We start from the raw sequence: 21,928 nt of genomic DNA on the forward strand, positions 1-21,928 counted from the left end.
TGATTCACATTTAAAAATCCTTACAAAAACACATCAAAAGCCAAAAATAAACTTTACAAAAACTTATCAAAAAAAACACAAAATATTCATTATCAATAATTTGAATTCGTATTAATGTTATTTTAAAAAATTACAAAAACTAAAAGAAACACTACATTTGTGTAGAAAACAGCATTTTTGAGATTTTAACAAAATTTAAACAATAAAAGCCCTGTTTGAATCATTTTTTAAACAAAAAGAAAACGTTTGCGTATAATTATCGAATTTTTAGCCCCTTTGCTTTATGATGAACAACTTCAAAAAAAAAATAACTTCTTTTGCATTCCTATTCTTCATTACAACTGTATTTGGTCAAGTAAAAAACATAGGCCTTCCTGATATAAAAAATTATACCCGATCTGACTATAAAGGAGGCACTCAAAACTGGGCCATCGATCAAGATAAAAATGGAAATCTTTATTTTGCAAACAACAATGGTCTATTTCAATTTGACGGAACTACTTGGCGTAGTTACAAAATGAGTAATGCAGACGCAATTAGATGTGTAAAAATAGATCCTAGTGGCAAAATTTATGTTGGAGGATATAATGAGTTTGGCTATTTCGAGCCTAACGAAAAAGGAAAACTAATTTACCATTCCCTTACCCATTTGGTTACTAAAGCAAAAATCAAAAACATCGATTTTATCTGGAAAATTCATTTATTTAATAAAGGAGTAGTTTTTCAAGCTTTTTCTAAAGCTTTTTACCTTAAAAACAATACCATACAAACGATAAAAGCTCCAAAACGTTTTCAATTCTCTTTTTTAGTCAACGGAAGATTGTATCTTCAAGATATCGCTAATGGCCTTTTGGAGTATAAGAATAACACGCTTCATGCTCTACCTGGAACAAAACAACTTAATACTACCGAAGTTTGGAGCATAGTCCCTTTACCCAATCAAAAACTATTAATCGCAACACTAAACAAAGGGCTTTTCACTTATTCAAATGCTGCGCTACAGCCTTGGAACACTGAAACCAATGCATTCATAAAAAAGAATAGCTCTTTGGGAGGTATAGCCATTAAGAATAAATTCATAATAATCAATACCGTTTTGAATGGAATCGTTGTTTGTGACACCAACGGAAAAATCATTCAACACATTAATCACAAGAAGGGATTGCAAAACAATACCGTTTTAACCTCCTTTATAGACAACAAAAACAATATTTGGCTAGGACTAGACAATGGAATCGCTTTTGTCAACGAGAACTCTCCTTTCACCTATTTTGGCTTTAGTTATGACATCAGTACTGTGTATGCTTCTATCGTGCACAATCAAAATCTTTATGTAGCGACGAATAGAGGGGTCTTTTATCACAGTTGGAGTCAAAATTTTAAAGAAGATGTCTTCCAATTAGTGGAAGGAACCACTGGACAATCTTGGAACATTCAAGTTATCGACAATCAATTACTCTGCGGTAATAATAATGGAGCTTTACTAATTCAGGGAAATCATTTGATTCAAACTTTGGACTCCAAAGGATACTTTGGCTTCAAAAAAATACCTGGAAAAGAGAATTTTCTAATTGGTTCCAATTACAATGGCTTTGCACTTTTCGAAAAAAAAGGTACTAATTGGACGTATCGACATCAAATTTCAGGCTTTGACAATTCATCCAGTACTTTCGAAGTAGACGAAGAATCAATTTGGCTAAAAAAAGATGGGCTTTTGTATCAAATGACTTTATCTACAGACTTAAAACGGTATGTAAGAATTAAAACGCATAAAGAAATTACAAAGCGTTATTCAGGATTTGGAGGCGTCCAGCGAATAAATGGGAAAGTATATTTTCAAACAAAAAATCACTTCTTCAAATATTCAAAGGAACAAGAACAGTTCTTTGAAGACAAAACTATGAGTGCTCTTTTCCAAAAAATCCCTATTGTAAATTTAGTTTACGAAGATCAGTTAGGAAATATATGGTATACTTATGGTCAAGGATTGGGGATGTTACAAAAAAAAGATAATCGCTATCAAAATAGTGCTGCACCCTTTTCAAATCTAACTGGTGAACTTGTTAGCGACTATCTTTCTATTAATACTATTGATCAAAAAAATATTTTTATTGGTTTAACCAATGGGTTAGCGCATTACAATCCAGAACAAGCGAACAGATTTGTAACAATACCTAAAGCGTACATAAGAAATTTTACTTTTCAAAAAGACACTTTACTTTTAGGAAATGGACAAAAAATTACAACAAAATATACGCTTCCTTATTCTTCAAATCACGTACAATTTTCGTTCTCTTCACCTACCTACGAAAACCTTGATAATGTTGAATTTTCATACAAACTAGAAGGTTTTGATGAAAAGTGGAGCCCTTGGTCTAGAATGTTTACCAAAGAATACACCAATTTGAGCGAAGGAACTTATGAAATGAAGGTGAAAGTCAGAAACAGTTATGGTGTACAATCTAAAGAGACCGAAATAAAATTTACAGTACTACCACCATGGTACCGTCACTTTTTCGCATACATTATTTACATAATTTTAGTAGTTGTTATTATACTTTACATCCAAAGAACAGTTAAAGCAAAAATTAGAAAAAACAAATACTACGAAACCGTAGAACAAAGAAGACTATATCTTGAAAAAGAGACAAAAATCAGACAAGAACAATATTCACTTGAAAAAGAAATTGAAAAATTAAAAAACGACAAACTAAAAATAAAAATCCTAGCAAAAGACAAAGAACTAGTAAGTAACTCCTTACAAGTGGTAAAAAAGAATAAAATATTGAATGGAATCATCCATAAGCTTAAAGAAATCAATCACGAAAACTTAGATGATACCTTAAAAGCACAATTTACAAAACTTCAAAAAAGCATTGTAAAAGAAGTTAACTCGGATAAAAGTTGGAAAGATCTTGAAAAGCACATCAAAAACGTACACTATGATTTCTTAAAAAGACTGAAAGAACAGTATCCAACGATAACCCCAAGAGAATTAGACTTAGCCACCTATCTCCTAATGAATATGTCTACGAAAGAAATAGCAGAGATTATGAATATCTCTAATGGAGGGGTGGAATTGGCAAGATACAGACTGCGTAAAAAACTAGAATTGAACAAAAAAGAAAACCTAATAGGTTTCCTGATGAAAATCTAACCCCAAAAAAAAACGCAACTTAATGTTGCGTTTTTTGTTTACAAGTAATTTAGTGTTCTTTCCAAGGCCATACCTCTTGAGCCTTTAATCAACAAGGTGGCATCTGAAAAAGGATGATCGGTCAAATAAGCTGAAAAAGCATCGAAAGTAGCATAAAATTGAAAATTATCTTGGACTATTCCACAATCAAAAAAAGCTTTCCCTACAAAAAAACAACGCACGTCAAGAACTCCAGAAAGGCGTTGAACCAACTGTTGGTGTTCGAACAGACTTTCTTCTCCTAGTTCAAACATATCCCCTAAAACCATTATTTTGTTAGGTTTTTCCAATTGAATAAAATTATCTATAGCAACCGCCATACTACTCGGATTAGCGTTATATGCATCTAATAGAATAGTATTCGACCCTTTGACAACCATTTGAGAACGATTATTTTCAGGAATATAATTTTCTAAAGCTTCTTTGATTGAGTCCATTGGCACTTCAAAATACTTACCTATAGTAAGAGCTGCATTGATATTATTAGCATTATACAAACCTATCAAATGAGTAACTATAGAATATCCATCATATTTTATTGTTACAAAAGGATTCGCCTCTATTGCTGTAATATTGACAGCAGCATTACTTTTATTAATACCAAAAGAATAACAAATTAGTGACTGTGATTTTTCAACCTGAATTGGATCCTCAAGATTAATAAAAGTAGTTTTATTAGCAAAAGACAAATAAGCATACATCTCACTTTTACCTTCAATCACACCTTCAACTCCGCCAAAACCCTCTAAGTGCGCCTTCCCAAAATTGGTAATATAACCATAATCAGGTGTAGCCAATTGGCAAAGAAACTCAATCTCTTTTTTATGATTCGCCCCCATTTCAACTACTCCTATTTCAGTTTCCTTGGTAAAGGATAGCAAAGTCAAGGGAACCCCAATATGATTGTTCAAATTACCTACCGTTGCCTTGGTATTGAATTTCTTAGAAAGAACAGTGTGAATCAATTCTTTTGTAGTAGTTTTTCCGTTGCTTCCTGTCAAAGCTATAATTGGAATTTTGAGATAATTTCTATGAAATTGAGCCAATTGCTGTAATGCTTTTAAGCTATCGGCTACCAAAACTGTCCTCTCATCAATGTAATAATCAGAATTGTCAATTATAACGTATTTAGCTCCTTTAGAGAGAGCATCCTCTGCAAATGTATTGGCATCAAAATTTTCGCCTTTAATAGCTACAAATAATGAGTTAGGTAAAATTTTACGTGTGTCAATAGAAACAGAATCACACTGTAAAAATAGGTTATGAATGCTAGCTATATCCATAATAAATAGAATTAAAACAATAAAAGCCCTAATCAAAGGGCTTTTATTATAAGTATACTAAAGTAAATTAATTTCTTGGTGATTTTCTTTTTTGTGCTTTTGGTCCAACACTAGACATTGCACATCTAAAACCAATATAATCTGTTGCCATATCTTGTGGCAAATATCTTCTTTGAGCTGGGTCTAACCAATACGCTCTATCTCTCCAAGATCCTCCTTTGAAAACACGAACTTCGTCGTTAATCAAAGTTGTTCTTTTACTAGATGAATCATATTTTCTAGACATTTTACCTAAACTATCTACAGCTACATTATGTTTAGGTGAGTTGTACATTTTACGTGCATCTTTTTCACCTTTAGTTTCTTCACCTGTGTTTCCGAAATCATAAAAACGAGTAGATTGTTTGTCACCATCTCTATAGTTGATATTGTTACTCTTATCAAAGTTTTGTCTTAAATAAGTTTCATTTTCATCAACAGGAACTTGTGCAATTTGACCTGGATACGCTCTAGCAACTAATTTACCATTACTTAATGTATCGTATTCAATTGTTTTAGTTGTAACAATTTCGATTTTACCGTCTTTACCAATTTTATTTTTGGTATACAAGTTACCTCTGAAGTAGTTAAAATCATTCCATTCATTATCAATAATAGGACGATACACATCGGCAACCCATTCGGCTACGTTTCCAGCCATATCATACAAACCAAAATCATTAGCTGGATATTTTTTAACTTGGTTAGTAATGTCAGCTCCGTCATCAGACCAACCTGCAATTCCACCATAATCACCATTTCCTTGTTTGAAGTTAGCTAATTGATCTCCTTTAGAAACACGTTTTCCTGAACGAGTGTAACTACCAGACCAAGGATATTTCTTTTGACCTTTATAAATATTGTATTCTCTTTGTCCAACATCAGCAGCTGCAGCGTATTCCCACTCAGCTTCTGTTGGCAAACGGTACTCAGGTAATAAAATTCCTGATGAACGTTGAGCATAAACATTTTTTTGCTCTGCTACTTTTCCATCTTTACCTGCTCTAGGTGCTTTTCTTTTAGATCTTTCTTTAAGTACAATTTCTTCATTTCCTCCATAAACAGAAGTTGGAGAAGCCAAATAAGTTTCGGTACTAAAAGGACTTTCAGCAGAAACGTCAGTAACTTTTGCGTTTTTCTTTAAGTAACCTGTCTTTTCCAACATACCCTCATTAACACGATCCGTTCTCCATTTAGCGAACTCATTGGCTTGAATCCAATTTACACCTACCACTGGATATTCAGCATAAGATGGGTGTCTTAAATAGTTATTAGTCATCGTCTCGTTGTAACCCAAACGATTTCTCCAAACCAAAGTATCTGGAGATGCTCCTTCATATATATTTTTATAATTCTCTTCAGTTGGAGGGAAAACTTTTTTCAACCACTCTAAATACTCTAAGTACATAGAATTGGTTACTTCTGTTTCATCCATATAAAAGGATTGAACGTGTTGTTGGGTTGGAGAGTTGTTCCAATCGTGCATTACATCATCTTGAACTCTACCCATAGTAAAAGTTCCTCCTTCTACGAAAACCAAACCAGGGCCAGCTTGATTTTTGTTTTTAGCAGCAACATTTTTCTGACGATCTAAGTTCCATCCCGTTGCTCTTGAAGCATTACTAGAGCTAGATTTTTTACTACAACTAGCTAATCCTGCAATCAGTAAAATTGATGTGATCAATTTTAAGTTCAAAATTTTCTTTACTTTCATACTATTAATAGGTCATAATTTGGTGCCGCAATATAACAATTAACCTTTTACCTACAACACCAATATTTAATAATTTTAACGGGGCTAATTAAATTTATACAATCCCTGAATACCAACGCAAAAATATATTTTTTATTATTAAAACCTAGAGTAATTAAATTATTTTTACCCATTAAAATATTAGCAACTAAAGTTCGTTAGAATCAAGATGAAAAACAGATTATTTACATTGTCACTACTCGTACTGCCTTTTTTTATTTTCGCACAGTATAGTGAGACAATTGTAATTAACTGGCTTCCAACAAAAAATACCAACATTGGAGATTATTCCATCAGAATTCCAACTTTCAACAATAATGCTTTTCAATTTGACCCTCTCAACAAAACCATTATTTATAGTAGTCCTATAAAATCGAATTCACCCTATGAAACCTTAATAATCAACAATGTTACATACGAAAACATCACCAACGAGGAATTAGGTGACTTAACAATTGCAAACATTCCTTCAAACCTAAACGAAAAAATCACCACAACTATTTCAAGAGATGTTCCCACCGTATTTTTAACTTTTTCACCACTTGTAAAAGATAATTTTGGAATAAAAAAAGTCACTTCAATCTCTTATACATTAGCACAAAATTCAAACAGAACTGCAATTACAAATAAAAGCAACGCAATACAAACCATAAGTAATTCTGTATTATCCTCTGGCAATTGGTATCAATTTCAAATAAAAAAATCAGGAGTTTACAAAATATCAAGAAGCTTTCTACAGCAATTAGGATTATCAACCAATTCAATAGACCCAAGAAGAATCAAAATCTATGGAAATGGTGGAAAAATGATTCCGCTAACCAACAACAACTCTTATCCACTAGACATTGAAGAAACCCCTATTGAAGTAATTGGCGAAAATGACGGAATCTTCAATAACGAGGATTATATTCTTTTTTATGGAGAAGGAACCGACACCTGGAATACAGAAAGCAAGACCTTCAATAACCTATATGAAGACCAATCCTATTATTATATCACCGCTGATGGCGGTACTGGAAAAAGAATTCAACCGCTTACACAACCTTCAGGAAACCCAACTCTAAGCCTATCGACTTTTGACGACACCCAATTTCATGAATTGGACCAAATCAATATCGGACAATTAGGGCGGCAATGGTTTGGAGAAAAATTCGACATTAACAACGAGCAAGAATTTGATTTCGACTTTCCCAACATTGACACAACAGTACCTATAAAAATCAGTACTGAAACCGCATCCGCAGCCTTTACACCAACATCGTTCGTCGTTTCTGCAAATAACACCCCTATTGGAACCATAAATTTTCCTGCTCTAGCAAATAATTCAGGAATTTCTTTTTATGCTGGAAACCTTCCAAGCAACGCCACTTTTTTAGGCTCCGAAAAAAACAAAATAAAATACACCTATAATAATGGAGGCGTTCCAAATGCAATTGGCTACTTAGACTACATAAAAGTAACAGCCAAAAGAAAACTAGTAGGATACGGCAAACAATTTCATTTTCAATACGATAATGCTTTTTCTACAAGCGGAATTGTTGAGTACGCACTATCTAATGCCGCAGCGATAAGTCAGATATGGGATGTAACCGAACTCAATGTCATTCAAAAAATTGAAAACAACAACCAAAACCAGCTCAGTTTTAAAGCCAATTTGGGTGAAGTCCGAAAATACATCGCCTTAGATTCAAATGACTTTTTAACTCCATCCATTTCGAAAAAAACAAAAATTGCCAACCAAAACATCAAAGGAAGTATTTTCAAAAACAATCAGGGTCAGTTTCAAGACATCGATTATGTGATTATTACACCCAATTTTTTGATTAATCAAGCCGAAAAACTGGCTGCTTTCCACAGAAATTATTCTAATCTAAATGTAAAAGTGATTTCAACCGAAGCTATTTATCACGAATTTGCCTCAGGAAAACAAGATATTGGAGCCATTAGAAATTGCATCAAATACATATACGACAACGCTTCTGCCCCAAATAAAAGAATTAAATACGTCAACCTTTTTGGAGACGCATCCTATGATTACAAGAACAGAATCAATAACAACAGCAACATAGTTCCAATTTATCACTCCTTAATAAGTAATGCCACAGGAGAATCTTCTTTTGCCTCTGATGATTTTTTTGGATTAATGGATACCAATGAAGGAAACATAACGTCTAGTTTTGGAGGAATTGATATCGCTGTAGGCAGAATGATAGTAAACGACACTAAACAAGCCGAAGAAATGGTGCAAAAAGTAATCGACTATCACGACTTAAAATCTTATGGAAATTGGAGGAACAACTTCGTACTTATTGGAGATGATTCAGATGTTCCCTCAGACGCTTCCCTACAAGAAAAACAAAATAATTTAGGAGACTTAATCACGACTGAAAAACCATTTTTAAATGTGTCCAAAATCCTCCTTGACTCCTATATACAAGAAGCATCGGCTGGAGGATTTCGCTATCCAAAAGCTAGAACTGATTTATTTAATGCTTTTGAAAAAGGCGCTTTGGTCTTCAATTATTTAGGACATGGTGGTGAAGACGGATTGGCTGTAGAACGCATTTGGGAAAAATCAGACGGGCAAAATCTAAACAATCCATTCAGATATCCGCTTTTTGTAACGATTACTTGCGAGTTTTCTAGATTTGACAATCCGTTACGTCCAACAGCAGGCGAATATACTTACTGGAACCCAAAAGGAGGCGCTATTGCAATGATTACAACAATACGCTCGATTGGGCAATTCAGCGCAGAAAATTTCAACCCATTATTGACTAGAAATTTGCTATCATTTGGTTCGAATAACTACGTTTCGATGGCAGAAGCACTCCGGATATCAAAAAACACAAATCCAAATTCATCTACAAACGTTGTAGTTTTTATTGGCGACCCTGCTTTACACCTCGCAATAGCCAAACCTAAAATTAACCTAACAAAAGTAAATGACATTGCTATTTCACAACCAATAGACGACTTCAAGTCATTATCAAAAATGAAACTTTCTGGTGAAGTCACAGACGAAAACAATAATGTATTATCTAATTATAATGGAGAAATTGCAACGATTATCACTGACAAATTAGTCACTAGAAATACGCTTAATAACGACGGAAACAGTCCCAGCATACCATTCTCTGTTTTAGGCGAAGCAATCTTTAGAGGAAACGCCACCGTAAAAAACGGTCAATTTGAATTTAGTTTTGTTGTACCAAGAGACATTCGTATCCCTCTTGGAAATGGAAAAATTAGTTTTTATTCAAAAAAAGACAATGCACTTGAAAATCAAACTGGACAAAACACAAGCATTAGAATAGGAGGAATTAACGAAAATGCTGTCGCAGACAATATTAGTCCAAAAGTGAAGTTATATATGAACGATGAAAATTTCGTTTCTGGCGGAACAACCAATCAGTCTCCTATATTAATAGTACTATTAGAAGACGAAAACGGAATTAATACCGCCAGCGGAATTGGACATGATATTGTTGCTATTTTAGACGGAGACGAAAGCAATCCATTTGTCTTAAATGATTATTACGAAACAAAATTGGATGATTTTACCTCCGGAACCATTAGATTCCCCTTTCGAAATCTTTCAATAGGACTTCATACAATAACCATTAAAGCATGGGACGTGTATAATAATCCTGTCATTAGTGAAATTCAGTTTTTGGTAGTAGGAAATGAATCCATTACACTTACAAACGTTTTGAATTATCCCAATCCATTTGTAAACTATACCGAGTTTTGGTTCACACACAACAGACCATTTGAACCCTTAGAAGTGCAAGTGCAAGTCATGACAATTACCGGAAAAGTGGTTTGGTCAAAAAACCAAATTATTACTACCGAGGGATTTTTGTCAAGAGAAATTAAATGGGACGGAAAAGATGATTTTGGAGACCGACTAGGAAAAGGAGTATATGTCTACCGACTGACTGTCAAATCATCATTGAATAACAAAAAAGCTGAAAAAATAGAAAAATTGGTAATACTTTGATTTAATACTATATTTGTTTAATGATTAAAAAAATAATGAAGAAATTAATTTTGATTTTTATTGGCGTTGTAACAACCAATGCAATAGCACAAGATAGGGCAATCACAACAGGAGTCCCTTTTTTACAAATAGCAGCCGATGCAAGAGCAGCAGGTATGGGAGATATTGGAGTAGCTACTTCTCCAGACACTTATTCACAACAATGGAATCCTGCCAAATATGCGTTTGCTACCGACAAACAAGGATTCTCTGTAAGTTATACACCATACCTTACTGATATCGTAAATGACATCTCACTTGGCCAAGTAACTTACTACAATCGTTTTAATGACAGAAGTGCGTTTGCAGGAAGTATCAGGTATTTTGGACTTGGAGAAATCGAACTAAGAGAAAATGCCAATGACGTTCCAAGACTGGTTTCTCCAAACGAATTTGCTATTGATGGCTCCTATTCCCTTCACTTAAGTGATTATTTCTCTATGGCTGTTGGCGGAAGATTCATACACTCTAACTTAAAAGTTGCCTCAGATAATGGTGACGCTTCACCAGCTAGTACGTTTGCGGTAGATATTGCGGGATATTATCAATCAGAAGAGATAGCGTATTCAGACTTTAACGGTAGATGGAGAGGTGGATTTAATATTCAAAATTTGGGGCCAAAAATCAGCTATGACAACGATGAGTTCAACAATAATTTCTTACCTGCGAACTTAAAAATCGGAGGAGGTTTTGATTTTATTCTAGATGAATACAACAAAATTGGTGTAAATCTAGAGTTCAATAAATTATTAGTTCCAACTCCTCAATTCGAAAGTACGGATACCGCGACTGAAACTGCTCAAAAAACAGAAGACTATCGTAAAATAGGATGGGTTTCTGGCATTTTTAAATCCTTTGGTGATGCACCTGGAGGCTTTAGCGAAGAACTGCAAGAAGTTACTTACGCATTGGGAGCGGAATACGAATACCAGGATGCTTTCTCGTTGCGTTCTGGATATTTCCATGAAAGTGACCAAAAGGGAGCAAGAAAGTTCTTCTCTCTAGGAGCAGGCTTCAAATATAATGTAGTCAAAGTAGATGTGTCTTATTTATTTTCCGCTTCAAAAGTTAAAAATCCTTTAGAAAATACGTTACGCTTTTCTTTAACCTTTAATTTTGGCGACAAATACGAAAATTATTAGAAAACGCATTAAGTTGATAATAAATCCAAATTTCAAAAGCTATAGCCTTGAAATTTGGATTTTTTTTCCTCAACAATGAAAAATAAAATTTCACTAAAAACTTCTTCAAAAAACAAATAGTCTCTACACTAGAAAATTTAGAATCATGAAAGAAATTAATATCACTACTTCATTCAAGCAGTTTGACTCGATAACTGAATTACCTAAAGAAATTCAAGACTTAATGCAAGAAGCCATTACTATTCGTAAGAATGCTTATGCACCATATTCAAATTTTAGAGTTGGAGCCGCTTTATTATTAGAAAACAACAAAGTAGTTTGTGGTTCCAATCAAGAAAATGCCGCCTATCCATCTGGTCTTTGTGCAGAACGGGTAGCTATTTTTTACGCCGGAGCGAATTATCCTGGAGTGAGAATAAATAAAATGGCTATTACAGCAGCTTCGGACACCAACCCTACTACTGAGCCTATCCCTCCGTGCGGCGCTTGCAGACAATCCATAGCCGAATATGAAATCAAACAGGAACAACCTATTGAAATTTATTTTATGGGAGAAACCGGTGTAATCTACCAGTCTGATTCACTTAAAAACCTGCTTCCCTTTATGTTTAACAAAAAATTCCTCTAATCAGAATAAAAACTGGTTGTTAAATTTTATTGCTTACTCGGAATGTCTTATTTTTGCATTTCGCAAATTTGTGTTGGATTAGAAGTTCGGATTTTAAAAACTGCACTTCGATATAATAAATTTTACACCATTTCGAATAGTATTAACACTTACAAAAGAATTATTTCAGATGAAAGAAGTTACGAAAGAAGTATATTTAAAGTGGTATGAAGACATGCTTCTTTGGAGAAAGTTTGAAGACAAACTAGCTGCTCTTTACATACAACAAAAAATAAGAGGTTTTCTTCATTTGTACAATGGTCAAGAAGCCGTTTTAGCAGGAGCACTCCACGCTATGGATTTGACAAAAGACAAAATGATTACCGCCTATAGAAACCACGTACAACCAATCGGAATGGGTGTTGACCCAAGAAGAGTAATGGCTGAACTTCTAGGTAAAGCTACAGGTACTTCAAAAGGTATGGGAGGCTCTATGCACATTTTCTCAAAAGAACACCGTTTCTACGGAGGACATGGAATTGTAGGGGGACAAATCCCATTGGGAGCTGGTTTAGCTTTTGGAGACAAATACAACAATACTGGAGGAGTTACTCTTACTTACTTTGGAGACGGAGCTGCCCGCCAAGGTTCACTTCACGAGGCATTCAATATGGCCATGCTTTGGAAATTACCAGTAGTTTTTATCGTAGAAAACAACGGTTATGCGATGGGAACTTCTGTAGAAAGAACTGCTAATCACTCTGACATTTGGAAACTAGGATTAGGTTACGAAATGCCTTGCGGACCTGTTGACGGAATGAATCCAGTGAAAGTAGCTGAAGCAATGACAGAAGCTATCGAAAGAGCAAGACGTGGTGACGGACCAACATTCTTAGAAATGAAAACATACCGTTACAGAGGACATTCTATGTCTGATGCCCAATTGTATCGTTCTAAAGAAGAAATTGAAGAATACAAAAAAATAGATCCAATTACTCAAGTTTTAGATGTAATTATGGATCAAAAATACGCAACAGAGGAAGAAATCGAAGTAATTGACCAGCGTGTAAAAGATTTAGTAGAAGAGTGTGTGAAATTCTCTGAAGAATCTCCATATCCAGAAGTACAACAACTTTATGATGTGGTATACGAACAAGAAAACTATCCATTCATCCCTCACAAATTATAATCCATTATGGCAACAATTATTACAATGCCCCGTTTGAGCGACACTATGACGGAAGGAACGGTAGCAACTTGGCTTAAAAAAGTAGGTGACAAAATAAATGAAGGAGATATTCTAGCTGAAATCGAAACAGACAAAGCAACAATGGAATTCGAATCCTTTAATGAAGGAACACTTTTATATATTGGAATACCAGAAGGAGAAACTGCACCAGTAGACTCGTTACTTGCTATTATTGGAGCAGAAGGTGAAGATGTAACTGCATTAATTGCTGGAGGAGCTGCTGCTCCTGCACCAGCAGCAACAGAAGCACCAAAAGAAGCAACTGTTACTCCAGCAGCAACAACTACCGCTACTGAACTTCCAAAAGGAGTAATCGTAGTAACTATGCCTCGATTAAGCGATACTATGACCGAAGGTACAGTAGCTACTTGGTTAAAAAAAGTCGGAGATACTATCGCCGAAGGTGATATCCTAGCTGAAATAGAAACAGACAAAGCCACAATGGAGTTTGAGTCGTTCAACGCTGGAACATTACTTTACATCGGAATTCAAGAAGGAAATACAGCACCTGTTGACAGTCTTTTAGCTATTATTGGACCTGCAGGAACTGATATTACTGGAGTAGCAGCTGGCTTTACTGCTGGCGGAACTACTGCTGCACCTGTAGCAACAGAAACAGCAGCTGCACCAGCAACAACAGAAAAAAGTGTTGAAACCGTTCAGGAGCCAAGTGCTGACGGACAAAGAATATTGGCTTCCCCTTTAGCTAAAAAATTAGCTTCTGAGAAAGGAATCCAATTATCACAAGTAAAAGGTAGTGGTGAAAATGGTCGTATCACAAAAAGCGATATAGAAAACTTTACACCACAAGCAAGTGCTACTACTCAAGCAGCTCCGCAACAAGCTCCTGCCGCTAAGACGGAAACTGTAGCAGCTCCAAAACCTTATGTTCCTGCTGGACAAGTAGCAACAGAAGAAATTAAGAATTCGCAAATGCGAAAGATTATCGCAAAACGTTTATCAGAATCTTTGTTCACAGCACCTCATTACAATTTGGTAATTGAAGTGAGTATGGACGAAGCTATGAAATCAAGAGCCGTAATCAATACTGTGCCAGATACCAAAGTTTCTTTTAACGATATGGTTATTAAAGCAAGTGCTTTGGCATTAAAAAAACATCCAAAAATCAATTCACAGTGGAAAGAGGATGCTATCACTATAAACTATCACGTAAATATTGGTGTAGCAGTAGCTGTTGAAGATGGTTTAGTTGTTCCTGTATTACCTTTTACTGACGGTATGAGTTTATCACAAATTGGTGCAAGTGTAAGAGATTTAGCAGGAAGAGCAAAAAACAAAAAATTATTACCTACTGAAATGGAAGGAAGTACTTTTACCATTTCTAACTTAGGTATGTTTGGAATTACTGAATTCAACTCTATCATCAATCAACCAAATTCAGCTATTCTTTCTGTAGGAGCAATTGTTGAAAAACCTGTAGTGAAAAATGGACAAATTGTAGTTGGTAACACTATGATGTTATCGTTAGCATGTGACCATAGAACTATTGATGGAGCGACAGGCGCTCAGTTTTTACAAACATTAAAACAATACATAGAAAACCCAGTAACTATGTTAGCATAACAAAAGTTTTCTTTATCATAAAATCCCGTTTTGAACTTTCAAAACGGGATTTTTTTTTACTTATTCTTGGCTTCAATCCACTTGGACATATATTTTGTGCTGGCGAGCGTATGATGTTGCAAAAGAGCACCGTAAAAATTATTCAACCGATGCTCCTCAATGGTAGAAAACAAATACTGCAATCGCTCTACAAAAATATTTTCAAAAAGCCCTTTTTGATATCTTTGATTCAGGATAGCAAACCCATTTTGTTGTGATGTAAGCCAGCTGGATTTATCAGTATACAATTGCACTGCTGCATCCACAAAATCCTCTACAGCATCATTAGCAAAACCATTCCACGGCAAATCTCCCTGCATAGATTCTGCACCAATAGTAGTGGTTACACTCGGCGTACCTGTTTGCATCGCTTCTAATAATTTCCCTTTTATACCCGCTCCAAAACGCAAAGGAGCCAAAACTACTTTTGATTGTTGAACTACTTTCTGAGCGTCTTCAGCACGTCCCATAATAAAAAAGTTCATTTTAGGATGATGCAATTGTAGCACTTTTTGAGAAGGATAGGCTCCGTAAATTTTTAAAGTTGCGTTTGGTAATTTTTGAAGAATTTTAGGCCAAATCGTCTCTTTCAAATATTGAACGGCATTGCAATTAGGCTCATGAAGAAAATTACCGATAAAAACGAAACCATCTCGTTCTTCAAACGAAGGCAATTCATTTACAAAAGAAGCTTCGAATGCATCCGAAAGAATGGGTAAATAAAACAATAAAGAAGCATCTATTTTAAAAACATTCTGCAGAATATCTATTTCAAATTCGGACACCATTAAAGTCAAATCACATCTTAAAATGCTTGCAATCTCTCGCTTTGCTACTTCTTCAACCAATAAATCTTCCAGAGAAAACGGTCTGTTTTGTTTAAAAGCTTTTTGTCTGGCCAATCGCAAACAATGCAAATCTTCAGTATCTAAAATTCTAAACGCATTAGGACAATTTTCAATAACTCGCCACCCAAACTGTTCTTCAATCATAAATCTATCAAACAAAACCACATTGGGCTGTAAAGACCCTACAAACTCATCAAAACTAGAATCATTTAGCTTTATAGCAACTTTATGAATACCAAACTCTAATAAATCAATCATAAATTCACTATCTAGAGCTGCACTGGCAAAAGTTACTTCATATCCTTGCTTTTGAAACAAATCAATGAGTTGCATCATTCTACTTCCTGCAGCCGAAGAATTAGGCTCTGGCCAAACAAAACCAATTACCAATAGTTTTTTCATTTCAAATATATTGTGGGTACAAAATAATACTATTTCATTCTGATTCTAGCTTTTTGAAAGAAAAATCAAAACTAAAAAGCTAAATTTGTAGTCAATAAATTGAATAATATCATGTTAGGATTAAAATTAGCTACTGACCCACGATGGGTTACTATCGTAGAATCAAATATTGAAGAGATTCTCACCGATCATGCTTGGTGCGAACAAAAAGCGGCTTCTAATGCCATATATATTATCATTAATAATTCAGAAAAAGAAGAATTAGTGACCGAAATGACCAGAATTGCTTTAGAAGAAATGGAACATTTCCAAATGGTTCATAACATCATTAAAGAAAAAGGATTAACCTTAGGCAGAGAACGAAAAGACAATTATGTTAATGACTTAGTTAAGTTTGCTAAAAAAGACGGTAGCCGTAACGATGCTTTGGTAGAAAGATTACTTTTTGCAGCTATGATTGAAGCACGCAGCTGTGAACGCTTTAGAGTGCTTTCACAAAACATAAAAGACCTAGAATTAGCAAAATTCTATCATGATTTAATGGTGAGTGAAGCAGGTCATTATACAACATTTTTGAAGTTTGCTAGACAATATACAGAAAAAACAGATGTAGACAAACGTTGGCAAGAATGGATAGATTTTGAAAGCTCCATCATTGGAAATTATGGAAAATCAGAAACGGTACACGGATAAATAACAAACACTTTCCTTAAAATGACGATAGATAAAAAAAACATCTTCTTAAAAACAGTAAAATATTTAGGAATAGCATTCGGTAGTATTTTGGTTGTACTATTTCTTACACCCATTATTTTTTCTGATACAATAAAAGAAGAAGTAAAAAAATATGCGAATACCAAACTAGAAGGTGACCTTAATTACGGAGACGCTAATCTATCGTTTTTTAAACATTTCCCATCATTGACGTTGACTTTAAACGATGTCAATTTAAATGGTTCCATTCCTTTTGAAAAAGAAAAATTTGTAACTGCCAAAGAAATCGCTTTTGGTATCGATGTAACAAGTTTACTTTTTGGCAAGGCAGTAGACATTGACCAAATTATTGTAACCGAAGGAAATATCAACGTAAAAGTTGATAAAAATGGTCAAGCCAATTACAATGTGTATAAAGGAAGTGAAGAAGCAACCAAGGAAAATGATGATAAAAGCAGCACTGCATTACAACTTGAGAAAATCGAAATCGTAAACAGCAAAGTAGTTTATGATGACCAATCAACGGCAATTCATCTTGATTTATTTGATTTCAATTATACAGGAAAAGGAGATTTAAGTTCAGACTTATTTGATTTATATTCTAACATTAACATTTCCAAAATGAATTTCATCTACGAAAACGAACCGTATTTGATGGATAAAAAAGTAGAAGGTGATTTAATTACGAAAGTTAATGTAAACTCTTTGTCTTTTGTTTTTGAAGAAAATAATCTGAACATAAACAAATTATTAGTGGATTTCAAAGGTAAATTTGATTTCCTAAAAGACGGATATAATATTGATTTTAACATTAAATCAAATGATAGCGAACTCTATGATTTGATTAATGCTTTTCCACCTAAATTTATCACTTGGCTAGAAAAAACAGAAATTAAAGGAAAAACCGACCTGCTTTTAACCCTAAAAGGAAAATACATTGCTTCTCAAAAAATAGCACCAGACTTACATTTAGACTTAAAAATAAAAGACGGTTTTGTAAACTACAACAAAAGTAAATTTCCTGTTTCTAATTTAAACTTAGATTTTAGCGCAAAATTACAATCTCTTGACCCAAACCAATTAGTATTGGATGTAAATGGCATTTCTTTAAATATTGAGAAAGAATATTTAAAAGCAAAATGGCACTCTAAAGGAGTGGAAAACATTGAATTAAATGGGGAATTATTCAGTTTCATTGATTTAGAAAAACTAAATAATGCATTAGGGATTCCGAATCTAACCGTAAAAGGGCTTTTAACTGGAAAAGGCACAATGAATGGAACGTACAATGCAAAAAATAATAGTTTCCCCATAGCTTACATTGCTTTGGAGCTTAAAAATGGTTTTATTCAAACAGAATATTATCCAAATCCAATAACCAACATCAATTGTAATGCTACTATAAAAAATCAAAAAGGAACTATTGATGATTTAAAAGTAAAACTACAACCCGCAAGTTTTACTTTTGAACAAGAACCCTTTACAGTTGAAGCTAATCTAGAAAACTTCAAAGATTTGACTTACGATGTAAAGGCAAAAGGTGTTTTAAATATCAGCAAAATATACAAAGTCTTTTCACAAAAAGGATTAGATGTCGATGGCTACATTAAAACGGACTTAGCCCTTAAAGGTAAACAAAGTGATGCTGAAAAAGGAAATTATAGTAAACTCAACAGCAAAGGCACACTTGAAATCAGAAATATTGCAGTAGCCTCTACTTATCTTCCGAAAAAACTATTAATCAAAGAAGGGATATTCAAATTCAATCAAGACAAAATGTCCTTCAATACCTTCATAGGAAGTTACAGTCAATCTGATTTTAAGTTAAAAGGTTATTTAAAAAATGTGTTTAACTTTCTAAGCCCAAGAAAAGGGACACTTAAAGGTGCTTTTACTTTACAATCAAAGTACATTAATGCGGATGAATTTATGAGTTCAGAAACAACTAACACAGCTGCAGCAAACTCAACTAAAGAGAACCCTACTAAGTCAACAACTAGTACCGGAGTCATAATTATACCTAAAAATCTTGATTTGCAATTCAAAGCAATTGCTCAAAAAGTAGATTTTCAAGAATTACATCTTACTAAAGCCAATGGAAATTTGAAAATGAAAAATGGTAAATTATACCTTCAAAACACCAATTTCAACCTTATTGGATGCCAAGTAGGAATGAATGCTCTATACGAAAGCTTAACTGCTAAAAAAGCACTATTTGAGTATCAAATTAAAGCCACAGACTTTGATATTAAAAGAGCCTATAAAGAAGTTAAAATTTTCCGAGAAATGGCAAGTGCCGCAGAAAAAGCACAAGGAATAGTTTCTTTAGATTACAAACTTAAAGGCCGTTTAAACGCAAATATGGAGCCAGTATTCCCATCATTAGTAGGGAACGGAGTTTTATCCGTAAAAGACATTAAACTCTATGGAATGAAGATGTTTAATGTAGTTGGAAGCCAAACCAATCACGATAAAATGAAGAATCCTGAACTTTCTAAAGTTGATATTAAAAGTTCGATTAAAAATAACATAATGACCATCGAACGTTTCAAATTCAAATTCGCAGGCTTTAGACCGAGAATAGAAGGAACCACAAGTTTGGATGGTAGACTAAATCTAAAAATGAGGTTGGGACTTCCTCCATTGGGAATATTTGGAATACCAATAACCGTTACTGGCAATAAAGATAATCCAAAAATTAAAGTCGGAAGAGAAACCCAAGATTTAGAAGAAACTGAAGATAAGGAAACTGAATAAACAATTAAAAATAAAAGCCAATAGTACTAATTGAACATGCCCCAAAAAGTTAGACACTATTTGGGGCATTTTTTATGGAAAGAAAAAAAAAAGTATGACTATGCATTTAAACTAGAATGTGTAGAATTGGTTTTAAAGAAGCATTATTCAGATGGATATGTTTCAAGATTGAAGCAGATTCCAAGATGGAATATTCGCAAGTGGGTCAGTTTTTATAATACATATGGTGAAATTGGTTTATTGCCAAAAATAAATCAAAGCTATTCGGCCGCCTTTAAGCTAAAAGTACTCAAAAACATAGAAAAGGAATCTCTTTCCTTGATGCAAGCTGGTATAAGATTTAATATTCCCAATATTGCCATAATTTTAAAATGGAAAAAAGATTTTGCTAATTTTGGAGTAGAAGGATTGCAACCAAAACAAAGAGGTAGACCGGTATCTATGAGTGATCAGAAAGGCAAAAAAAGCAAATCAAACAAGCCTCTAACAAGAGAGGAAGAACTACTAAAAGAAAACGAAAGACTTCGTTGTGAGAATGAATTGCTAAAAAAGTTACAAGCCTTAATTCAAGCCAGGAGAAATCCCAAGCCATAATCGAGTTAAGGCATAAATTTGATTTAGATCTGCTTCTAGATCTTACAAATATGGCACGTAGTAGCTTTTATTATCATCAAAAGCAAAGTAAATTACCTGATAAATATAAAGAAACAAAAGAGTTAATCAAAGTCATTTATCAAAGACATAAAGGACGTTATGGTTACAGAAGAATAACCGATGAACTGCAAAATAGAGGACTAATTATCAACCATAAAACAGTTCTTAGATTAATGAATCTATTAGGGTTAAAAAGCATTATTAGAGTAAAAAAGTATAAATCTTATAAAGGTGAAAATGGTAAAATTGCTCCCAATATACTAGAGCGAAATTTTAAAGCAGAAGGTCCAAATCAAAAATGGGCAACAGATATAACAGAGTTTAATGTAGCTGGAAACAAATTATACCTATCACCAATAATTGACCTGTTTAATCAAGAAATAATCAGCTATGAACTCACAGAGAAGCCAGTGTTTAATCAAGTAGTTATGATGCTAAAAAAAGCATTTAGGAAAATACCAAATAACACAAATTTAATGCTTCATTCTGATCAAGGTTGGCAATACCAGATGAGTCATTATCAACATTTATTAAAACAAAAAGGTATTGTACAAAGCATGTCAAGAAAAGGAAACTGCTTAGATAATGCAATTATTGAAAACTTCTTTGGAATATTAAAATCTGAAATGTTTTATACCCAAAAATTCAAATCAATAGAACAATTAAAAAAAGAAATTAATAGGTATATAATCTATTACAATAACGAAAGAATTAAATCAAATCTAAACAAAATGAGCCCGATAAAATATCGAGCTCACTATTATAAAAATTAATTATAAATTTGTCTAAACTTTTGGGTGCAGTCTAAATACTATTGGCTTTTGTATTTTATGGGATTCTCCAATAAGACATTTAAACTTTCCCCTCATTTATAAAATAATCACAAATTGTATTCATTTGACAAGACTTACAATTAGGAATGGGTCTACAAATTAATCTCCCATGAAAAGAAATAGCCATTCCTATTTCTAACCAAATTGAAGAATCTAATTTTGAAAGTAACTGTTGTTCCATTTTATCCGCATCTTTAAAATCAGATACAATACCCAATCTTGGTGTAACCCTCAAAACATGCAAATCAACCATAATACCATTAGGATTATAGCCTAATTCCTTTAGAATTACATGTGCCGATTTTCTTCCAATTCCTCTATACCTTGTAAAACCCGATAGTGTTGTTGGCAATTCTTTATCATAAAATTGTTTTGCTAAATCAATAATCCAGTTTGCTTTATTCTTAAAATTAGTAATAGAATCCAAAAGTGGATACAAATCAGCTGCATTAATGGACGTTAAAGAGAACCAATTAGGATACTTTTCAAAAAAAGGGATAGTTAAACGATTAATATTTTCATCCGAATCCTGAGCAGCAAGAATAACCATAACAATAAGTTGATAGCTATTCTTATAATGCAAAGGATGTGGTTTCCCTTTATAATTAAAAAGTAATGGTTCTAAAAGAATAGACCAATTACGATTGTCAAATAAATCCATAAACACATTCTTTAAGTCAATGATAAAAAACATTAGTAAGATAAACTAAAATCTTTTACATCCACTATTTTCTTTAAAATAGCTTACTGGTAGAAACAAGAACGCACAAAAAAACCCTTCATTTT

At 33.7% G+C, this 21,928-nt stretch carries 14 protein-coding genes; 10 read left to right on the forward strand and 4 right to left on the reverse strand.

Annotation, left to right across the window (positions count from 1 at the left end; genetic code table 11):
• Positions 1 to 283: 283 nt before the first annotated feature.
• The gene (locus ACSVH9_RS13890; RefSeq protein ID WP_438064236.1) at positions 284 to 3,157 is read left to right on the forward strand and encodes a ligand-binding sensor domain-containing protein; all 2,874 of its coding nucleotides are present in this window, start codon (positions 284 to 286) and stop codon (positions 3,155 to 3,157) included.
• 38 nt (positions 3,158 to 3,195) lie between these two features.
• Here ACSVH9_RS13890 and ACSVH9_RS13895 read toward each other — a convergent pair whose 3' ends face one another.
• Positions 3,196 to 4,479: a UDP-N-acetylmuramoyl-tripeptide--D-alanyl-D-alanine ligase gene (locus ACSVH9_RS13895; protein ID WP_438064237.1), complete on the reverse strand. Its 1,284-nt coding sequence runs from the start codon at positions 4,477 to 4,479 to the stop codon at positions 3,196 to 3,198.
• Positions 4,480 to 4,546: 67 nt separating this feature from the next.
• The gene (gene gldJ, locus ACSVH9_RS13900) at positions 4,547 to 6,232 is read right to left on the reverse strand and encodes a gliding motility lipoprotein GldJ (RefSeq protein WP_438064238.1); all 1,686 of its coding nucleotides are present in this window, start codon (positions 6,230 to 6,232) and stop codon (positions 4,547 to 4,549) included.
• Positions 6,233 to 6,440: 208 nt separating this feature from the next.
• Between gldJ and porU the strand changes: the two genes are divergently transcribed.
• From porU to ACSVH9_RS13925, 5 genes are all read left to right on the forward strand, one after another.
• On the forward strand, positions 6,441 to 10,274 hold the full coding sequence (porU, locus tag ACSVH9_RS13905; RefSeq protein WP_438064239.1) for a type IX secretion system sortase PorU: 3,834 nt from the start codon (positions 6,441 to 6,443) through the stop codon (positions 10,272 to 10,274).
• A gap of 35 nt (positions 10,275 to 10,309) precedes the next feature.
• Positions 10,310 to 11,455 (forward strand): type IX secretion system outer membrane channel protein PorV, encoded by a 1,146-nt coding sequence (porV, locus tag ACSVH9_RS13910; protein ID WP_438064240.1) that lies wholly within the window; start codon positions 10,310 to 10,312, stop codon positions 11,453 to 11,455.
• A 145-nt stretch (positions 11,456 to 11,600) separates the two neighbouring features.
• A complete protein-coding gene (gene cdd / locus ACSVH9_RS13915; protein WP_438064241.1) occupies positions 11,601 to 12,083 on the forward strand; it encodes a cytidine deaminase in 483 nt (160 codons plus the stop codon).
• Between the two features lie 169 nt (positions 12,084 to 12,252).
• Positions 12,253 to 13,251: a pyruvate dehydrogenase (acetyl-transferring) E1 component subunit alpha gene (gene pdhA / locus ACSVH9_RS13920; RefSeq protein WP_438064242.1), complete on the forward strand. Its 999-nt coding sequence runs from the start codon at positions 12,253 to 12,255 to the stop codon at positions 13,249 to 13,251.
• A gap of 6 nt (positions 13,252 to 13,257) precedes the next feature.
• Positions 13,258 to 14,895 (forward strand): 2-oxo acid dehydrogenase subunit E2, encoded by a 1,638-nt coding sequence (locus ACSVH9_RS13925; protein ID WP_438064243.1) that lies wholly within the window; start codon positions 13,258 to 13,260, stop codon positions 14,893 to 14,895.
• 56 nt (positions 14,896 to 14,951) lie between these two features.
• Here ACSVH9_RS13925 and ACSVH9_RS13930 read toward each other — a convergent pair whose 3' ends face one another.
• A complete protein-coding gene (locus tag ACSVH9_RS13930) occupies positions 14,952 to 16,193 on the reverse strand; it encodes a glycosyltransferase (protein WP_438064247.1) in 1,242 nt (413 codons plus the stop codon).
• Between the two features lie 102 nt (positions 16,194 to 16,295).
• Between ACSVH9_RS13930 and ACSVH9_RS13935 the strand changes: the two genes are divergently transcribed.
• Genes ACSVH9_RS13935 through ACSVH9_RS13950 form a run of 4 tightly spaced genes read left to right on the forward strand, consistent with a single transcriptional unit; the run spans position 16,296 to position 21,082 of the window.
• Positions 16,296 to 16,877, forward strand: a complete 582-nt coding sequence (locus ACSVH9_RS13935) for a tRNA-(ms[2]io[6]A)-hydroxylase (RefSeq protein WP_438064248.1) — start codon at positions 16,296 to 16,298, stop codon at positions 16,875 to 16,877.
• Positions 16,878 to 16,898: 21 nt separating this feature from the next.
• Complete coding sequence (locus ACSVH9_RS13940) at positions 16,899 to 19,655, forward strand: hypothetical protein (RefSeq protein WP_438064244.1); 2,757 nt, start codon at positions 16,899 to 16,901, stop codon at positions 19,653 to 19,655.
• Positions 19,656 to 19,715: 60 nt separating this feature from the next.
• The gene (locus ACSVH9_RS13945) at positions 19,716 to 20,249 is read left to right on the forward strand and encodes a transposase (protein ID WP_438064245.1); all 534 of its coding nucleotides are present in this window, start codon (positions 19,716 to 19,718) and stop codon (positions 20,247 to 20,249) included.
• Complete coding sequence (locus tag ACSVH9_RS13950; RefSeq protein WP_438064249.1) at positions 20,249 to 21,082, forward strand: IS3 family transposase; 834 nt, start codon at positions 20,249 to 20,251, stop codon at positions 21,080 to 21,082. Before ACSVH9_RS13945 ends, ACSVH9_RS13950 begins: the two co-directional genes overlap by 1 nt.
• Before the next feature lie 79 nt (positions 21,083 to 21,161).
• On the opposite strand, the gene ACSVH9_RS13955 is transcribed toward ACSVH9_RS13950, so the two are convergent.
• On the reverse strand, positions 21,162 to 21,803 hold the full coding sequence (locus ACSVH9_RS13955; protein ID WP_438064246.1) for an endonuclease III domain-containing protein: 642 nt from the start codon (positions 21,801 to 21,803) through the stop codon (positions 21,162 to 21,164).
• Positions 21,804 to 21,928: the final 125 nt, after the last annotated feature.

This window comes from Flavobacterium sp. RSSB_23, assembly GCF_051547145.1.
Taxonomy (GTDB): Bacteria; Bacteroidota; Bacteroidia; order Flavobacteriales; family Flavobacteriaceae; genus Flavobacterium.

Coding starts and splice junctions, on each gene's coding strand:
- ACSVH9_RS13955 (WP_438064246.1), bottom strand. CDS start 21,803: ATGGATTTATTTGACAATCGTAATTGGTCTATTCTTTTAGAACCATTA.
- ACSVH9_RS13925 (WP_438064243.1), top strand. CDS start 13,258: ATGGCAACAATTATTACAATGCCCCGTTTGAGCGACACTATGACGGAA.
- ACSVH9_RS13940 (WP_438064244.1), top strand. CDS start 16,899: ATGACGATAGATAAAAAAAACATCTTCTTAAAAACAGTAAAATATTTA.
- ACSVH9_RS13895 (WP_438064237.1), bottom strand. CDS start 4,479: ATGGATATAGCTAGCATTCATAACCTATTTTTACAGTGTGATTCTGTT.
- gldJ (WP_438064238.1), bottom strand. CDS start 6,232: ATGAAAGTAAAGAAAATTTTGAACTTAAAATTGATCACATCAATTTTA.
- cdd (WP_438064241.1), top strand. CDS start 11,601: ATGAAAGAAATTAATATCACTACTTCATTCAAGCAGTTTGACTCGATA.
- pdhA (WP_438064242.1), top strand. CDS start 12,253: ATGAAAGAAGTTACGAAAGAAGTATATTTAAAGTGGTATGAAGACATG.
- porV (WP_438064240.1), top strand. CDS start 10,310: ATGAAGAAATTAATTTTGATTTTTATTGGCGTTGTAACAACCAATGCA.
- ACSVH9_RS13890 (WP_438064236.1), top strand. CDS start 284: ATGATGAACAACTTCAAAAAAAAAATAACTTCTTTTGCATTCCTATTC.
- porU (WP_438064239.1), top strand. CDS start 6,441: ATGAAAAACAGATTATTTACATTGTCACTACTCGTACTGCCTTTTTTT.
- ACSVH9_RS13935 (WP_438064248.1), top strand. CDS start 16,296: ATGTTAGGATTAAAATTAGCTACTGACCCACGATGGGTTACTATCGTA.